The 16,786-nt window shown below is 64.6% G+C and carries 14 protein-coding genes; 9 read left to right on the top strand and 5 right to left on the bottom strand.

Features of this window, described 5'->3' with window-relative positions:
- Nucleotides 1-242: 242 nt before the first annotated feature.
- Together Amac_RS33650 and Amac_RS33645 are read right to left on the bottom strand one after the other, a co-directional pair.
- Nucleotides 243-1,295 carry an ATP-binding protein gene (locus tag Amac_RS33650; RefSeq protein WP_155358453.1) on the bottom strand — a complete coding sequence of 351 codons (1,053 nt, stop codon included), beginning with the start codon at nt 1,293-1,295 and terminating at the stop codon, nt 243-245.
- Between the two features lie 3 nt (nt 1,296-1,298).
- A complete protein-coding gene (locus Amac_RS33645) occupies nt 1,299-1,544 on the bottom strand; it encodes a hypothetical protein (protein WP_155358452.1) in 246 nt (81 codons plus the stop codon).
- Between the two features lie 268 nt (nt 1,545-1,812).
- Between Amac_RS33645 and Amac_RS33640 the strand changes: the two genes are divergently transcribed.
- Nucleotides 1,813-2,577 carry a GntR family transcriptional regulator gene (locus Amac_RS33640; protein WP_155358451.1) on the top strand — a complete coding sequence of 255 codons (765 nt, stop codon included), beginning with the start codon at nt 1,813-1,815 and terminating at the stop codon, nt 2,575-2,577.
- The gene (locus Amac_RS33635) at nt 2,574-3,404 is read left to right on the top strand and encodes a phosphoribosylaminoimidazolesuccinocarboxamide synthase (RefSeq protein WP_155358450.1); all 831 of its coding nucleotides are present in this window, start codon (nt 2,574-2,576) and stop codon (nt 3,402-3,404) included. The genes Amac_RS33640 and Amac_RS33635 overlap by 4 nt, the downstream gene beginning before the upstream one ends.
- 898 nt (nt 3,405-4,302) lie before the next feature.
- Here Amac_RS33635 and Amac_RS33630 read toward each other — a convergent pair.
- The 3 genes from Amac_RS33630 to Amac_RS33620 all read right to left on the bottom strand — a co-directional run bounded on the left by Amac_RS33630 (nt 4,303) and on the right by Amac_RS33620 (nt 7,221).
- Nucleotides 4,303-5,028 (bottom strand): GntR family transcriptional regulator, encoded by a 726-nt coding sequence (locus tag Amac_RS33630; RefSeq protein WP_155358449.1) that lies wholly within the window; start codon nt 5,026-5,028, stop codon nt 4,303-4,305.
- A 187-nt stretch (nt 5,029-5,215) separates the two neighbouring features.
- Nucleotides 5,216-6,649: an MFS transporter gene (locus Amac_RS33625; protein WP_218041444.1), complete on the bottom strand. Its 1,434-nt coding sequence runs from the start codon at nt 6,647-6,649 to the stop codon at nt 5,216-5,218.
- A gap of 128 nt (nt 6,650-6,777) precedes the next feature.
- The gene (locus Amac_RS33620; protein WP_155358448.1) at nt 6,778-7,221 is read right to left on the bottom strand and encodes a cupin domain-containing protein; all 444 of its coding nucleotides are present in this window, start codon (nt 7,219-7,221) and stop codon (nt 6,778-6,780) included.
- Nucleotides 7,222-7,411: 190 nt separating this feature from the next.
- Between Amac_RS33620 and Amac_RS33615 the strand changes: the two genes are divergently transcribed.
- From Amac_RS33615 to Amac_RS33585, 7 genes are all read left to right on the top strand, one after another.
- Entirely contained in the window at nt 7,412-9,163 is a 1,752-nt protein-coding gene (locus Amac_RS33615) for a gamma-glutamyltransferase family protein (RefSeq protein WP_174900251.1), read from the top strand.
- Between the two features lie 235 nt (nt 9,164-9,398).
- Nucleotides 9,399-10,940, top strand: coding sequence for an ABC transporter substrate-binding protein (locus tag Amac_RS33610; RefSeq protein ID WP_170322792.1), 1,542 nt, complete (start codon nt 9,399-9,401; stop codon nt 10,938-10,940).
- Nucleotides 10,937-11,941 (top strand): ABC transporter permease, encoded by a 1,005-nt coding sequence (locus Amac_RS33605; protein WP_155358445.1) that lies wholly within the window; start codon nt 10,937-10,939, stop codon nt 11,939-11,941. The genes Amac_RS33610 and Amac_RS33605 overlap by 4 nt, the downstream gene beginning before the upstream one ends.
- Nucleotides 11,938-12,810 carry an ABC transporter permease gene (locus tag Amac_RS33600; RefSeq protein WP_155358444.1) on the top strand — a complete coding sequence of 291 codons (873 nt, stop codon included), beginning with the start codon at nt 11,938-11,940 and terminating at the stop codon, nt 12,808-12,810. The genes Amac_RS33605 and Amac_RS33600 overlap by 4 nt, the downstream gene beginning before the upstream one ends.
- Entirely contained in the window at nt 12,807-14,642 is a 1,836-nt protein-coding gene (locus Amac_RS33595) for a dipeptide ABC transporter ATP-binding protein (RefSeq protein ID WP_155358443.1), read from the top strand. Before Amac_RS33600 ends, Amac_RS33595 begins: the two co-directional genes overlap by 4 nt.
- Complete coding sequence (locus tag Amac_RS33590; protein ID WP_218041443.1) at nt 14,639-15,493, top strand: alpha/beta fold hydrolase; 855 nt, start codon at nt 14,639-14,641, stop codon at nt 15,491-15,493. The genes Amac_RS33595 and Amac_RS33590 overlap by 4 nt, the downstream gene beginning before the upstream one ends.
- Nucleotides 15,494-15,539: 46 nt before the next feature.
- Nucleotides 15,540-16,775 (top strand): FAD-dependent monooxygenase, encoded by a 1,236-nt coding sequence (locus tag Amac_RS33585; protein ID WP_155358442.1) that lies wholly within the window; start codon nt 15,540-15,542, stop codon nt 16,773-16,775.
- Nucleotides 16,776-16,786 lie beyond the last annotated feature (11 nt).

The following is a 16,786-nucleotide window of genomic DNA, read 5'->3' as shown; positions in this document are numbered from 1 at the left end:
AGGGTGCCATCCGGGCCGGCCGGATGGGCGGAAGGAGGCGTTCGGTCTCGGGCAGACGGTGGGGGTCTATGTCTGTTCGGCGTGGATTCGGTGTCGGGCCGCCGGGTCTTTCCGGCTTTGGGAAGTTGACACTTCGGGAGGTGATCGGCGGGGATGAGTGGTGGACCGAGCGAGGTGTCCGGCGGAGGCCAGGTGCTGATGGGGGAGGCGTAGACGCCTCCATTGGAGGAGTTCTCGTAGGCCTAGCCCCGGCCGAGGAGCCGGGCCAGGATCGCCTGGGCGGTGTACCGGGAGACGCCGTAGTCCTTCATGAGCTGCCGCTGCGAGGCGACGCGCGTGCGCGGGGGGATCTCCCCGCCACGGATTTTCGCGACCAGCTGGGTGCAGATCTCGGTGATCCGATCCTGCACGTGCGCCCGTTGGAGCGCAGGCGTGTCATCAGGGGTGCCGATCAGGTAGCTGCGGCCCGGCATCAGCCGGACCAGCCGCCGGTCCCGCAGCTCACGCTGGATGAAGCGTGCGGCGGAGCCGGGAATGGCATAGGTGTCCACCAGTTCGGGAATGCTCGGGAGCCGCGCCCCTTCCGCCAACTCGCCCGACGCGATCTGTTCGGCCAACCGGTCGATGATCTCTTGACGGCGTACGGCGATCGGCGCTCCGCGTGCTCGTTTGGCCTGCGCGGATGGGGTAGGCGTGCCTCCGCCGGTTCCAAGGGCGGTCACGTGAGTGGGCGGGGTGAGCGGGTGCGGGAGCCCTCCGTTCGAGGCGAGTTCGGCGGTCCCGTCGGTCGAAGGCTCGCCGGTGATGCCAGTCCGGGTCGGCCGCTTTCTGCTCCTGGGGTTCTCGGGTACCTCCGGCTCGGGCCGCGGCGGGTCGGATTGGAACCAGACCACCCGGCCGCCGTCCACTTCGTGGTGGCCCCAGTCGTCGGCGAGCCGATCGACCAGCTGTAGCCCGTACCCGTCGGTACCTGGCACGTTCGTCTGCGCTCGTATGTGCGGTGTGCTGGTGGCCGATCCCTCATCAGTCACATCGACGTTGATGACGCCGTTCTCGATGGTGACCTCCACCCTCACCCGCCCGTTAGGGTTGCGGCCCGAATCCGAGTGGCGGATCGAGTTGGCGGTCAGCTCGGTAACGAGCAATAACACGATATGGAGCCGTTCGATGTCCAACCCGCTTAACAACTGTTGGACATAGGTACGCGCTGCGGGGACGGACCCGGAATTTCCAGGAAGGTCGATTGCCCCAAGCAGGAGGGCTGGTGACCGTCCAATGGCGTTGGCCTTCGTCATTGGTCAGGACCTCGGTTCCACAGTCGAGGTCCCGATGCCGTACAGGGTCGCGACGTCGCCTGGCGCGTCCTCGCCGGTGACCGCTGAACGGCCGCCCGTCACCTGCATGGAGAAGTTCCCCATCTCAGCGGCGGCCTTCTTCTGGGTGAGTTCCAGCACCAGGCCGACCGAGACCCGCGCCGCGTCGGGGCTGTTCAGCCCATGGACCGGGGCGGATTGAAGGTCCCTTGAAGTAGCGTGGTTGTACATCGAGAGGTCTCCTAGCTGATCGATGGTTGACCCTGGCCGGGGTGCGATCCCGCCAGGGTCTTTTCGTGGCCCGTCCGTCGAAGCGCACCGAGGCGCCTGAGTGTGCTTCCGCATCCGGCAGCTAGTAAGAAAGGTAAGTTGTGTTCTAGTACACCGTCAACTGATACGCATCTCTAGGCCCCTCCTTTCTTGCCAGCTCGCGACATGGACTACCCTGGTGGGGCACGGTGTACTAGAACGCACGACTGACCGATTCGAGGAGGGCAGCATGCCACCGAAGATCCAGCGACAGGAGCCGATATACGTGCAGGTCATCAATCACATCCGGGGAGAGATCCAGTCAGGCGCAATCAAGGACGGCCAAGCCATCCCCTCCGCGCGCCAGATCGCCAAGGACTGGGGGATCGCGCTTGCCACGGCTACCAAGGTCCTTGCTGGCCTGCGGTCTGAGGGGCTGGTGAAGGCAGTCCCTGGCATCGGGACCGTCGTGAGCACGATCCAGAGCCAACACACCGCGCCGAAGGATCGCTTCCGATCTATGCGCCGTACCGGGCGGATCTATCCGGCGAACGAGGCAGCACGAATCACGTCGGCCGAACTTGTGACGGCATCCGAACAAGTTGCCAACGCTCTTGGTGTGATCACCGGGGGACCCGTCATCCGTCGCCATCGCGTCACCTTGAACACAGACACAGAGACGCCGGTATCTGCGTCTGTGTCATGGTTCGATGGAGCTCTGGTCGAGGCTGCACCCAAGCTCCTTCATTTGGGGCGGCTTATCCAGGGGACGCCCGGCTATATCCAAGAGCAAACAGGGCGGATCGCGGTCTCGGGTCGTGACCAGCTTTGCGCGGACGCGGCTACGGAGCAGGATTCTGCCGATCTGGGTATCCCAGCTGGAACGCCGGTCCTCCGAGGGCGCAATTGGTTGTACGACCAAGACGGCGGGGTCATTGAATATGGCGAGTACGTAACCATTGGCGAACGCTGGTCCTCATATGAATACGCACTAACGGAAGAGGTGGCACATTGAAGCTGATTCACTCTGGGAAAGTCCGCGATGTCTACGAGGATGACGGCGACGTCATCCTCGTAGCATCAGACCGCGTGTCGGTGTACGACGTAATTCTCCCCACACCAATTCCAGACAAGGGAAAGATACTGACTCAGCTCTCGCTCTGGTGGTTCGAGCAGCTGGCAGACCTAGTTCCAAACCACGTCATTTCGGCGAATGACGTGCCTGATGAGTTCAAAGGCCGCGCCATTCGGTGTCGACGCTTGAACATGGTCCAGATCGAATGCATTGCCCGGGGCTACCTTGCCGGTCTTGGCCTGCAGGAATACGAACGGGACGGTTCTATATCAGGCGTTCCGCTTCCAGCTGGCTTGGTTGAAGGTTCACGACTTCCCGAACCAGTTTTCACTCCGACCACGAAAGCCAGTATTGGCGCACACGATGAGTTCGTTACCTTCGGTGACGTCATAGCACAGGAGGGTACGGCTACGGCCGAAGAACTTCGTCGGATCACGCTTGGCATCTATAAGCGCGGGGCCGAAATAGCCCTTGCGCGCGGCATCATTATCGCAGATACGAAGCTTGAGTTCGGGCGCGATCCAGATGGCAATCTGGTGCTCGGCGATGAAGTTCTAACTTCGGACTCCTCGCGATTCTGGCCGTTGGCCGAATGGGAACCTGGACGAACGCAATTTGCGTTCGACAAGCAGTTTGTTCGTGACTGGGCTGCCGGAACTGGATGGAACAAGAAAGCGCCTGCACCGGAAGTTCCCCAAAGGATCGTGGACGCGACCCGAGCCCGCTATATCGACGCTTACGAGCGTATTACGGGCAAAACCTGGTAGAGGAGAAACCTCATGAGCGATGAACGCCAGTACTACAACCCATATCATCTAATCGAGGAAGTAGCCGTACTTCTCCGTGAACGCGGGTTGGAGCCGTCCTTGACTGAAGGGCATCTTGGCGACGCGGCAGCAGGTGCAGGGCAACTTCTCCGGGCGTTGGCGGTTACGCCCGCTATGGACGTTGTGGAAACCTTGGACCGAACGCCGAAGCCATACCGATAAGCCCCCGGTCCGGCTGCCGTCAACCGTTCTAGATCTCCGCAACTGACCGGCTGGTACGAGCAGGGGACGACGGCCGACCAGCCCCGCGTGCGCGGCGGGACGCATCGGACCTCATCCAGGCATTTGCTGCGCTGGGACCATCCCCGACTGCGCGGGGAGCACAAGGTGGCGGCCGATGCGCTGGTGGCTTCGGAGGGACCATCCCCGCGTGCGCGGGGAGCACGTCACGACGCCGCCGTTCATGGCCACGCGAAGGGGACCATCCCCGCGTGCGCGGGGCGCACAATCACGTCCAGATCCCCACCAGCCCTGGTGTGGGACCATCCCCGCGTGCGTGGGGAGCACGACGGTTCAGCCTGTGGGTTGATCGCGGTCACGGGACCATCCCCGCGTGCGCGGGGCGCACACGGTGAGGGTGAATTCCCCCGGCGGCTCGGTGGGACCATCCCCGCGTGCGCGGGGAGCACGGCATGCCCGCACTTCGTTACTCATGGTAGGGACCATCCCCGCGTGCGTGGGGTTCCGACGTCACGCCTACGACCAGTGGAAACTCGTACACCACCCCCGTGGACGCAACCCCCACGCCACCGCACCCATCGCTGGAAAAGGAGCATGCTCAGTAGGTGGGGCTGTGCGCGCGCTGGCTGAGCATCAAGTACGTGGCAAGGGATCGCTCTCAGACGCGGGACCCTCTGTTCTCCACCCACCGCGCGGTGGCTTCATTGGATGCTCGGAGGTGTGCTGTCATCAGCTTTCGCGCAAGGCGCGCGTTGTGGCCGATGATCGCGGCGGCGATGCCTTCGTGTTGCTCGAGATTGCGGCGCAGCAGGCGCGCGTTGCCGGCGTACGCGGCGTAAGACAGATTGTGCGGAAGGCGTCGCCTGAGCTCGGCGATGGTCAGCTCAAGCTGGTGATTTCCGGAGGCTTCAACAATGACGGAATGGAAAGCGTGGTTTGACTCCGCCCATTGTTGCGCCTGACGCTGCTGGTCCTCCTCAGTGCCGTCGAACTGCTGGATCAGTTCTCCGAATCCCTGCCATGCCTCCTGCATCCGCTTCAGCTGGGCATCGTTGATCCGCTCGGTCGCAAGCTCGGCCGCGTAGCCCTCCAGCTCCGCGCGGACCGCGCCGATCTCCCGGATGTCCTTTCCTGAGTGCCCGTTGACCCTGGCACCTCGATGGAGATCGATCGTCACGATGCCTTGCGCGTTCAGGATCCGCAACGCCTCACGCACGGGCGTTCGGCTGATGCCGAACTCCTCGGCGAGGGCTCCGTGACGAAGCCACGCGCCGATGGGGATTTCCCCGGCAAGGATCCGGCGTTGCAGGACCGCGACGATGCGGTCGCTGATGGATTCTCCCGGAGGCCCTTGCGAAAAGTTGGCAGATGGAAAAGTTGCCATGGGGTCCCTTTAAGAAGAGTTGACTGCTTTGTCGGCGAAACGGTATCGCTGCCGGTCGCTCGACCAGGACATCCCGTTTGGCCGCAGCGGGCGACGATGATGCATCCAATTATGAACGTACGAGATGCGGAAGGGGTAGCGGGCTCAGCTGTACCCAGGGTCTTTCGCCATCGATCAGCCACATTGATCAGCCACTGCTCGGGCTTCCGCCAGCCGCAGGTTCGGCAGCGACCAGCCCCAGCTCGGGGTGCTCGGGCTCACCGGTGAGGTCTTTCTCGACGCCGCGTCGGCCGGCGCGTGGGATCAGCAGGGCAACGGAGGCCGCGAGGACGAACGCACCCGCGAGGGCGAGAAAGCCGTTGGTGTAGCCGGCTTCTCGCGGCAAGCCGTTCGGGAGAAGGCTGGACGTGACGAGGCCGGCCATGACCGCGGCGCCTATGGAGCCGCCGATCGTCCGGATGTTGGCGTTGATCCCGCTGGCGACACCAGTTTGCTCCTGCGGTACCGCGGCGACGATGAGGTTGGACAGACAGGAGAGCACCAACCCGACGCCCACCCCTATGATCGCATTGGCCAGGTAGTGCTCCCACTTCTCATCGTGCGCCAACGCCAGGGCTGCCATTGACGAGGCGGAGACGAGGCAACCGGTCACGACAACTACCTTGGGACCGATCAGTCGCACCAGCGTGCCGGATAGCAGACCAACGACGAACATCGTGACTGCCATGGGCAGCAGGATCAGGCCGGACTCCGTGATGGACGCGCCGAAGCCGTAGCCGGCCGTGCCGGGTGTCTGGGCGAACTGGGGAAGGAACGCGTACGCCGCGTACATGGCGAACCCGACGAGCAGAGCGACGCTATTGGCTGTCCAGACCGCCGGCAGCCGCATCATGTCCATGTCGATGAGCGGCGACGCTGAGCGTTTCTCTACCCACACCCACGCAGCCGCCACCGCGAGTGAGGCGACGGTCAAGGCAATGGTACGGCCAGAGGTCCAGCCCCAGTCGCCGCCCTGGCTCAGGGCAAGCAGCAGGCAGACCAACCACGTCGACAGGAGCAGCGCGGGGAGCAAGCTGATCTTGCTGGGGGTCCGGACGAGCGACTCGGGGATGATCGCATGAGCGACGATCGCCGCGAGGATTGTGACGATCATGGGCAGCCAGAAGAGCCAGTGGTACCCGAGCGTGTCGACGATCGGACCGGCCAGCACGATGCCGATACCGCCGCCGACCGCGCCAAGTGAGGCAAGGATGCCGACCGCCCCTGGGATCTTCCGCTCTGGGAATTCGTCGCGGACGATCCCGAATGCCAGCGGCAGCACACCTCCACCGACGCCCTGGATCACGCGGCCGATGATCATGGGGCCGATACTGGTCGCCAGGCCGGCCACGAGTGATCCGATGGACAGGCCGACGAGCACGGTGACCAGCACGCGTTTCTTGCCGACTCTGTCGCCGACGCGGCCCACGATGGGAGTGCAGATGGACGCCGCCAGCAGGTAGCCGGTCAGGACCCACGTCACGGTCTTCTGATCGGTGTGCAGATTCGCCTGGATCTCTGACAGCACTGGCGTCACGAGGGACTGAAGAAGTGCGAAGCCGGTGACTGAGACCGCGAGCACGGCGAAGGTCAGATGATGGCTGGGCTTCCCCCGGCAAGCGGACACCGGGTTATGCCGCGATCCGCTTCACGCCGTGCACCCCACGGTGGGCGGCGCGGAACGTCCGTGGACGCGTGGAAAGCGCACGCTCAGCGGCCGTCGGCGTCGGTCGTCACGACAGTGTGCGGTCGAGTGGTGGTTCCCCGGCCATTGGTCTGGGTGGGAAGCGGACCTTCGGAGGGGGACTCCTCGCTGATCAGCTCGATGATGTAGTGCGTGACGGCGTGGTCCTCGAGGTTGCGCAGACGGTGCGGGGGAAGGGGGCCGCTTCGTCCCAATGTCTTGAAGATCGCGAAGCCTCGTTCGGCGTTCTGGATGATGTGCCAGTCGTCCTGTCCGTATTCCTGTCCCTGCGCGCGACCGGCATCGGGCCACAGGATCAGATGGTCGTGCTCGTGCACGTGGAAGTCGAACATCCCTCCTGGCTCGAGGTTCATGGCCCATACCCGCACGCGGTCGTTCTCGAAGATCAGCTCGTCACCGGGGGTGGTGGGGAAGCCCGACACTGAGTCGTTGTTTGCGGCGTCCGTCATGGATCCTGCTCCTTTGGAGGTTTCGACGGGTCCGTGACGAGCACGGTGAACATCTGTCGTCACTTCGATGTGGCTACTATTGCATCCAATATAGTGCACTTTAGATGCAGATCCTGCGAAGGGACAAGAAGTGACGAGGAACTCCGATGAGGCCTTCCAGGCTCGCCCCGACCTGAGTGGGTCCTTCGGCATGTGCGCGTCGACCCACTGGTTGGGTTCATCCACCGCGCAGTCTGTGCTCGAGCGAGGTGGCAACGCGTTCGACGCGGCCGTTGCCGCGGCCTTCGTGCTCCACGTGGTTGAGCCGCACCTCAACGGACCGGGTGGCGACATGGTCGCGCTGGTCGCGCCGGTGGGAGCGCCGGCACGGGTGCTGGTGGGGCAGGGCCCAGCTCCGCGAGGTGCGTCGATCGAGCACTTCAAGTCCGAGGGGCTGGACATAGTTCCCGGTGCTGGAGCGCTCGCCGCGGCCGTGCCGGGGGCGGTGGACGCGTGGCTGCTCCTGCTTCGTGACCATGGAACGTGGGAGCTTTGCGACGTACTGGACTACGCCATTCACTACGCCTCGACTGGTCATCGAATCATTGCCCGCGCCGCGCAGGTGCTCGCCGTCGTGGCGCCACTGTTTCGCGACAGCTGGCCGACCTCGGCTGAGCTGTGGCTGCCGGGCGGAGTGCCACCAGAGCCCGGGCAGGTCGTCCGCAACGAGTCGTATGCGCGCACCATGTCCCGACTCGTGGCGGAGGCTTCCGTCGCGGCGGGACCATCGGCGAGTCGCGTCGATCGGATCGATCGCGCACGTTCGATCTGGGGATCTGGGTTCGTGGCCGAATGTATCGATGCGTTTGTCAGATCGACGCCGCATCTGCACTCGTCAGGATCCGTGCATCGCGGTGTGCTGACCGCCGACGACATGTCAGCGTTCACGGCCACGTACGAGGCGCCCGTGACCGGGACATTCCGGGGAACGCAGGTACTCAAGGCGGGCGCCTGGTCGCAAGGCCCGGTGCTCCTTCAGACACTTGCCATCCTCGACGGCTTCCGTGATGACGCGCTCGACTTATCCACAGACCTTGGGGTGCACCACGTCGTCGAGGCGCTCAAGCTGGCGATGGCCGACCGGGAGGCGTACTACGGCGAGGACCTGTCGGCGGCCGACCTGGATTACCTGCTGTCCGCCGAGTACGCGCGGGAGAGGCGTGGGCTGATCACTTCGACGGCGTCCCACGAGATCCGTCCCGGGCGGCTCGGCGGCCGTGCTCAGCCTCGGCTCATGCCATTCGAGCTCACGAATGATCTAGCGGCCCTTCACACGAGCGTCGGTGAGCCGACGGTGTCGGTCTCCGGCGCGACCCAGGGCGATACGTGCCATGTCGACATCATCGATCGCTGGGGCAACGCGATATCGGCGACACCCTCCGGCGGCTGGCTGCAGTCCTCGCCCACGATCCCCGGTCTGGGTTTCGCGATCGGCACTCGGCTGCAGATGTCATGGCTCGACCGAGAAAGCCCCTCGGCTCTTCGCGCGGGGAGGCGTCCGCGAACCACACTCACGCCGACGCTGCTCGTCCGTGACGGCGCCGTCATCAGCGCGCTTGGCACTCCCGGCGGCGACCAACAGGATCAGTGGCAGGTGGTGTACCTCGTGAACACGCTGGTCGCCAAGTTGAGCCCGCAACGAGCCATCGAGGCGCCGACGTTTCACACGACGAGCTTCCCGGGGAGCTTCTGGCCGCGCACGTGGACACCGGGCGGCGTGGTCGTGGAGGACCGTCTGGGCAGCGACGTCATCGAGGCTCTGATCGCGCGCGGTCATGTCGTGACGCGCGCCGGCGACTGGGCTCTGGGCAGGCTTTCCTCCGTTAGCCGAGACCCGGTGTCCGGCGTGTTGTCCGCGGCGGCCAACCCCCGAGGCGCGCAGGGTTACGCCGTCGGGCGGTGATCGGTCGAGAGCCCTCGACCAGCGATGAGCTGGCCGAGGACACCGGCTAAGAGATCGAGTTAAGTCTCTGTTTCGTCATCGACAAACCCAGAATGGGATGCAATCATCTCCATATTGCTCTTCATGCTCGTCGTCTGAACCAGCCCCAGTCAGCCGGCCGCAGATCTCACAGAGGAACCGAATGATGCATGGGACATGGATGAACTCCAGACGAGCCAAGGCGCTGGCGGCTGCGATGACCCTCGTGGCGATGCTCGCCACGGCGTGCTCGGGCTCAAGCTCGGGCGACAAAGACAAGAACGACCTGAGCTTGATCGTGCCGTTGACGCCGGCCTTATGGGACACGCGTCAGACCGCCTCCACGCTCCTCGCCGGACAACTGCTGGTCAACGAGCCGCTCATGGCATACCAGCAGAACGGTTCTATAGTTCCCAACCTCGCGGAGCAGGTCTCGCGTCCGTCGGCAACCGCGTACGAGTACACGCTTCGTCCTGGCGTGAAGTTCTCCGACGGGACTCCGCTGACGGCGGAGGACGTCAAGTTCTCCTACGAACTGCACAGCGCGAAGGATTCACCCTCCTACAGCGCCGCATATTGGGCGCGGGTCAAGAGCATCGAGACGAGCGGCGACGACAAGGTCACCATCACGTTGATGGCACCCGATCCTCAGTTTCAGTACACCATCGCCAAGACGGGCATCGTCAGCAAGGCGTACTACGACAAGAACGGCGACAAGGTGGGTACGCCGGACGTTCCCAACATCGGGACCGGGCCTTATGCCTTCAGCCGGTTCGTTCCCCAGTCCGAGACCACGCTGGTGGCGAGCCCTGGCTATCGGGGCAAGCAGCCACCGTACGCGAAAATCACCATGAAGACGGCGAAGGATGACGCCGCCCGGGTCCTCACGCTGCAGTCCGGCGAGGCTGACGGCGTCCTCAACGCGCCCCTCAGCCAAATCGACTCCTTTGAGAAACTCGACGGCTTCTCCGGACAGGAGGCGCCCGACCTGGCGTACTACCGGGTGAACTTCGACATGAAGAAGGCGCCTTTCGACGACGTCCATGTGCGCAGGGCAATCACCCATGCCATCGACCGCAAGGCACTCGCCGAGGGCGTGTTCGGCAACCGGGCCGAGCTGGCACCGACCATGGTGCCCGAATCGATCATGGCCGCTGTCGGCGATGCCGCGGAGGTCAAGAAAGCGTATGAGGGCTTTGCGGCGGGTCTCACGTTCGACCTCGACGCCGCCCGCGCCGAGCTCAAGCAGTCGAACAGCCCCGATGGGTTCGAGGTCGAGGTACCGGTGACGCAAGGCGATCCGAACCAGTCCCTCATCGTGCAGACCATGGCTCAAGATCTTGCCAAGATCGGGATCACGCTCAACGTGAAGTCCCTCGATGAGCAGGGCTTCGGCGACGCCGTCTACTTCAAGCACACCGCGGACGGTCTGTCGGTCGACTCGTGGAACGGCGGGACGCCCGACCCGATCAACATCCCGCGCAACACGCTGACACCCGGATTGTTCGGCAACGCGTCGCAGTACGACAACAGCAGAGTGAACGCCCTCCTCGCCGACTACCAGAAGAAGGACACCGACGATCCGTCGCGGGTGACCATGCTTCTTCAGGCGTTGGCGATCACAGCTGAGGACGCCGCGGTGGTTCCCCTCTTCACTCCCAAGGTCTATGCCTTCCTGGCGGACGGCATGACGCTGAAAGGCTTCGACACGTTCTGGTATATGACGCGCTGGATCGACAACATCACCACCTCGTCATGACCGTCCAACTCGTGGAGCCGGACACGCCCGCGCGGCCGAAGCTGCCCCCATTGGTGCGGATGATCGTCCGGCGGCTGCTGTCGGCCTCCGTGGTCCTCCTCATCGTGACTGTCGTGGTGTTCGCCTTCATCCACGCGGCGCCCGGCGGTCCGGAGCAGGCGATCGCCGGGAGGGAGGCCACGCCGGAACAGCTCGAGGCGATCCGGGAGGCGAACCACCTGAACGATCCGCTGTGGCAGCAGTACGCGCGCTACGCCGTATCCCTCGCACACCTGGACCTCGGTACGTCATACACGCGGAACGAGCCGGTCGCGACGTCCATCGCGACGGCAGCCGGCGTCACCTTGCCACTGCTGCTTGCGACCTGGGTCCTCTCGACGATATTGGGCGCGATGCTGGGCTTGTTCACGGCGCGCAGGCAGGGAAGCCGGGCTGACCGCGCCGTGGTGGGCTTCACGGTGGTGGGCGCGAGCTCCCCGGTCTTCGCCACCGGAATCCTGGTGTCGTACATCTTCGGAGTGCGACTCGGCTGGCTCCCGACTCTGGGTGTGGGCGACGGGGGACTGGACACGGTTCGGCACCTCGCGCTCCCCGTCCTCACGACCACGGTGGTCCTGCTGGCTTCGACGACGAGGTTCGCCAGGGTGCGCTTCGGTCAGGTGCTCGACGAGGACCAGGTGACCTTCGCGCGCGCCCGGGGGCTTTCCTCGCAGTACATCGTGCGGACCATCGTGTTGAAGAACTCCGCGGTGCAGATGATCACCTTGGCCGGGGCCGTGCTCGTGGCGATGACCGGAGGGCTGGTGGTGGTGGAGCAGGTCTACGGGCTGCCCGGGATCGGCACGTTGCTGATCACCGGGATCACCATGCGCGACATCCCCATCGTGCAAGGCGTGACGCTCGTCGTCGCGGTCCTGGTCGTTCTCATCAACCTTGTTGTCGACGTGCTCTGCTTCGTCGTCGACCCCAGGTTGCGCAAGGGCTTGGAGACAGAGGCATGACCGGCGCCGATACCCTGCTCGTCGAGCGTCTGCCACGCCCGCGCCGCTCGCTCTGGCGCCCCAAGGTGCCGATCGCCGTGGTGATCTCCCTGGTCTTCCTCGCCGTTGCGGTCCTGTGTGTCTGCGCACCGTTCATCGCGCCTCATGACCCTTCCTTCATCAATCCGGCCGAGTCGTTCAGGGGTCCGAGCGCGGAGCATCTGCTCGGCACTGACCAACTCGGTCGTGACATCGTGTCCCGGATCATCGCCGGGGCACGAACGGCCGTGCTGGCGCCCCTGCTTCTCGCCGCCGGCACCGTTCTGATCAGCACCGCCCTCGCGGTGCTGGCCGGATACGCCGGCGGACGTGTCGACGGCGTCATCGGCAGGGTCAACGACGTGCTCTACTCGATTCCGTCCCTGACCGTCGCGATCGTCGTGGTCGGCGTTACCGGGGGCGGGTTCGCCCTCTCGATCTGTGTGCTCATGATCTTCGCGTTGCCGGCGAACATCAGACTCCTGCGCGCCGCAGTCCTGGAACGAGTCCATCTGCCATATATCGAGGCCGCCAGGACGCTGGGTGTATCGACTCCACGGATCCTCGTGACCCAGCTCGTCCCGGCCATCAGTCCCCTGATCGTGACCTCCTTCTTCCTTCAGGTCACCTTCGCGATAGTCGAGCTGTCGTCGCTGTCGTTCCTCGGCCTCGGCGTGCCGCCGGGCTCGCCGGACTGGGGCCGGATGCTGGCCGAGAACAGGTCGGCGCTCTCGTCCAACGTGTGGGCCACGGCCGGCCCAGGTCTCTGTCTGGTCGCGCTCGCCGTGTCGGCGAACCTCATCGGCGACTGGCTCTACACCAAGTACGAACAGGCGGGACGATCACGATGACCGAGGTCGAGGAGAAGATGACGACAACAGGACCGGCGATCAAGGCGCACGGACTCGCGGTTCGGGGCTACCGTGCGGGCCAGCCCGTGTCGATCACCGACGACCTGGACATCCAGGTGCGTCCCGGGGAGTCGATCGCCATTGTCGGGGAGTCCGGCAGCGGCAAGTCCATCACCGCTCGCGCGATGCTCGACCTGCTCCCGCGGGGTCTGAGTGCGGCGGGCTCGGTCGAGGTGGGCGGCACGTCGCTCGCGGGGATGTCGGCGCGTGCCCGGCACAAACTGCGTGGCACCGTGCTGGCATTCGTCATGCAAGACCCCTTCACGATGCTCAACCCCCTCAAGCGGTGCGGCGCCCAGATCACCGCGACACTTCGTGACGAGAACGGGAAGAGGCTGCGGGCACGTGCCAGGCGTGAGCAGGCTCGGGCGCGACTCGTCGAAGTCGGGATCACCGATCCCGCGGTAGCGGACCGGTATCCGTTCGAGTTGTCCGGAGGCATGCGGCAGCGGGTCGCCATCGCCGCCGCGATCGCGGAGAACCCAAGCGTCCTGATCGCCGACGAACCTACGACAGCGTTGGACGTGACCACGCAGCAGGAAATCCTGGAGCTGCTCAGAAGACTGCGCGACACGCACCGTCTCGGGCTGATCCTGATCACGCACGACCTTCGCGTCGCCTTCTCGTTCTGCGACCGCGTTTATGTGATGTACGCCGGCGAGATCATCGAGACTGGGCGCCCCGACGATCTCGTTGTCGCTCCTCGCCACCCGTACACCTCGAGCCTCATCCAGGCCGATCCGCCGATCGATCGTCGCGTGGCGTCCCTTGCGAGCATCCCAGGCTCCGTTCCGGCTCCGGGATCGCGTCCGACCGGATGTCGATTCGCCCCGCGCTGCCGATGGGCGACAGCAGCCTGCGCCGCGAGTCACCCGCAACTGGAGGAGACTCCGCCGGGCCATGCGGTCCGTTGCGTCCGTGCCGATGACATCGCCACAGAGCTCGCACGGGACCTTCGGCGCCATCGGGAGACAGCGGTCTCCTCGGTCAGGACCGGAGACGGATCCCTCCCGATCATCAGTACCCGATCGGCCCGCCGAGTGTACGGCGACAAGGTGGCCGTGATCGGTGCGGATGTCGACGTATTCGCCGGTGAGAGCGTCGGACTCGTCGGCGAGTCCGGCTCTGGCAAGACCACGCTCGCGCGCATGATGGTCGGGCTCACGAAACCCTCCTCGGGTCAGGTGCGCGTGGCCGGCATCGATCTCGCGGCGAAGCGGGTGTCGCGCGAGGACTGGGGCACTGTTCGCTCCACCGTCCAGATGGCATTCCAGGATCCCTACTCCACGCTGAACCCACAGCGATCGGTGGGTTCGGCCTTGCGCGACGGCCTGCGGTTGTCCCGCAAGACCGAGGTAAGGCGACGCACCGACGAGCTGCTCGAACGCGTGGGGCTGTCGTCCGCGTACGCCTCGCGGATGCCGGCACAGCTCTCCGGCGGAGAGCGTCAACGAGTCGCGATCGCTCGGGCGCTCGCCCGAGATCCGCAGGTCGTCGTCTGCGACGAGGTGGTCTCCGCGCTCGACGTGTCGGTTCAGGCGCACATCCTCAACCTGCTGCGTGAGCTCCAGACCGACCTCGGTCTGGCCTACGTGTTCATCACCCACGACCTGGCCGTCGTCCGGCAGATCACCGATCGCATCTACGTCCTCAAGGACGGCGAGGTGGTCGAACACGAACGTACCGAAACGGTGCTGGACGATCCACAGCATCCCTATACGCAACGTCTCATCGGCTCGATCCCGCACGTCGAATCGATGATCACCGGATGACCGCCACGGTTCGCCCGAAGGAGCTTTCAGCAATGCACCCCACACCAGATGTCATGGCCGTTGAGACCCCACGTCGGATTCCCGTCGGAGATTTGACGGTTGCCTACACCGACTCGGGCGAGGGAGAGCCTCTGATCCTCGTTCACGGTGGGGAAAGCGATCGCGGGCAGTTCGACGCCCTGCGGCCGTTCCTCGGTCCTGGCATCCGCGCGATTTCCTACGACCAACGTGACACGGGCGACACCGTGAACTCGGATGAGCCTTACACCATCGCCGACCTAGGCGCGGATCTGGCCGGCCTGGTCGAATCCCTTGGCCTCGACAAGGCCCACGTGCTGGGCACATCGTTCGGGGGAATGGTGGCCATGCATGCCGCACTGGACCATCCGGAGCGCATTCAGAGCGTCGCTCTGGTGGCGACGACCCCCAACCGGTCATTCACGGGCCCCGCACTGGACCGGATGCTGGAGCTGGAGCCAGCCGCTCGCCGGGCCTTCATGCTCGACGTATTGATCTCGCCCCAAGGACAAGCCGAGAACCCAGCCCTCGTCGACCGGGCTCGCAGCGTTCTCACGCCACGCTCGGACGAGCAGAACACGCGCCGCAACAACGCGGTCGCCGCGCACGACTGCCTCGACCGGCTGGCCGGCCTCCAGATGCCGGCGCTCGTGGTCCAGGGCACCGATGATCCGCTCATCCGAGCCGACGCCGCCGAGGAGATGGCCAAGCGGATACCCGACGCGCGGCTCGAGCTCATCAACGGCGGACGCCACGGAATCGCGACGGAGTTCCCGCATCTCGTCGCGGGAATCGTGCGGGAGTTCGTCCACACACACCCCACGCTCCAATGACGGACCCAACAGAGGCCACATCCACGACGACCACAAGGAATGAAAGATGACAGGCGCAATGCCGCGGCGAGTCCTTATTTCCGGTGCGAGCATCGCCGGACCGGCGACGGCCTACTGGCTCAATCGCTACGGCTTCGAGGTCACGGTGGTGGAGAGATCAGCAGTAGTGCGCCACGGCGGATACCAGATCGACATCCGCGGCACGGCAATCGATGTCGTCAAGCGCATGGGGATCTACCCCGAGCTGAGTGCCGCACGCGTGAAAGCCCGGACGATAACCTTCGTCGACAAGTCTGGAAAGAAGGTCGCGTCGCTGAACACGGACGACTACGTGAGTCAGGTGAATCCTGACGACATCGAGATGGCGCGCGGTGATCTCACCAGCGTTCTCTACGCTCACACAAAGGATGACGTCGAGTACGTCTTCAATGACTCCATCGAATCTCTCGACATGCGTGCTGACGGTGTTGAGGTGACTTTCACCCGGGGCGCGCCACGCACCTTTGATGTGGTCATCGGGGCTGATGGAATTCACTCCAACACCCGTCGTTTGGTGTTCGGTCCTGAGGAGCAGTTCAGCCTTCACCTCGGCTACGCGGTCGCGATCTTCGAACTCCCCAGTAACCCGGCGTACGATTTGCCACCAACGGTCTACAACGTGCCCGGGAGGGTCGCGGGCTTTGGCACCCAAGTTCCCGGGGGGCCGGCGCAGGCATTCCTGGCCTTCGCCCAACAAGACCATGGATCGGTCAGGGAGGCGGACTTCGAAGGCCAGTGCGCGATGATCGCACGCGCCTACGCGGACGACGGCTGGAAGATTCCAGAGATCCTCAAGGGATTGCCGAGCACCGAAGATCTCTACTTCGACAACGTCGGCCAGATCCGGATGGACGAGTGGACACGCGGACGAGTCGCCCTCGTGGGCGACTCCTGCTTCGCCCCTGCCTTCTTGTCGGGACAAGGCACAAGCATGGCCCTTATCGGGAGCTATGTGCTGGCCACCGAGCTGGCCAGCGAACGGGACCATAAGACCGCGTTCGCCGAATACGAGCGGCAGTGTCGCGATTTCATGGTCAAGAGCCAGAATCTCGCGTTGCACAGCCGTTCGACCATCCTTCCTCGCACAAAGAAGGCGCTCCGCAAACGCAATCGGACCCTCCGGTTGCTGCCGATCCTCAAACGTCTCGGGCTTGGGGGGATCCTGGGCCGGGCAACCCGAGAGGCGTCAAACGCCTTCATCCTTCCCGAGCTCCGCTCAGAGCCGCGTCAGAAGGTCGGATGAGTGCGAATCGG

The organism is Acrocarpospora macrocephala (assembly GCF_009687865.1).
GTDB lineage: Bacteria > Actinomycetota > Actinomycetes > Streptosporangiales > Streptosporangiaceae > Acrocarpospora > Acrocarpospora macrocephala.
This window is presented reverse-complemented; position numbering and strand designations above follow the sequence as displayed.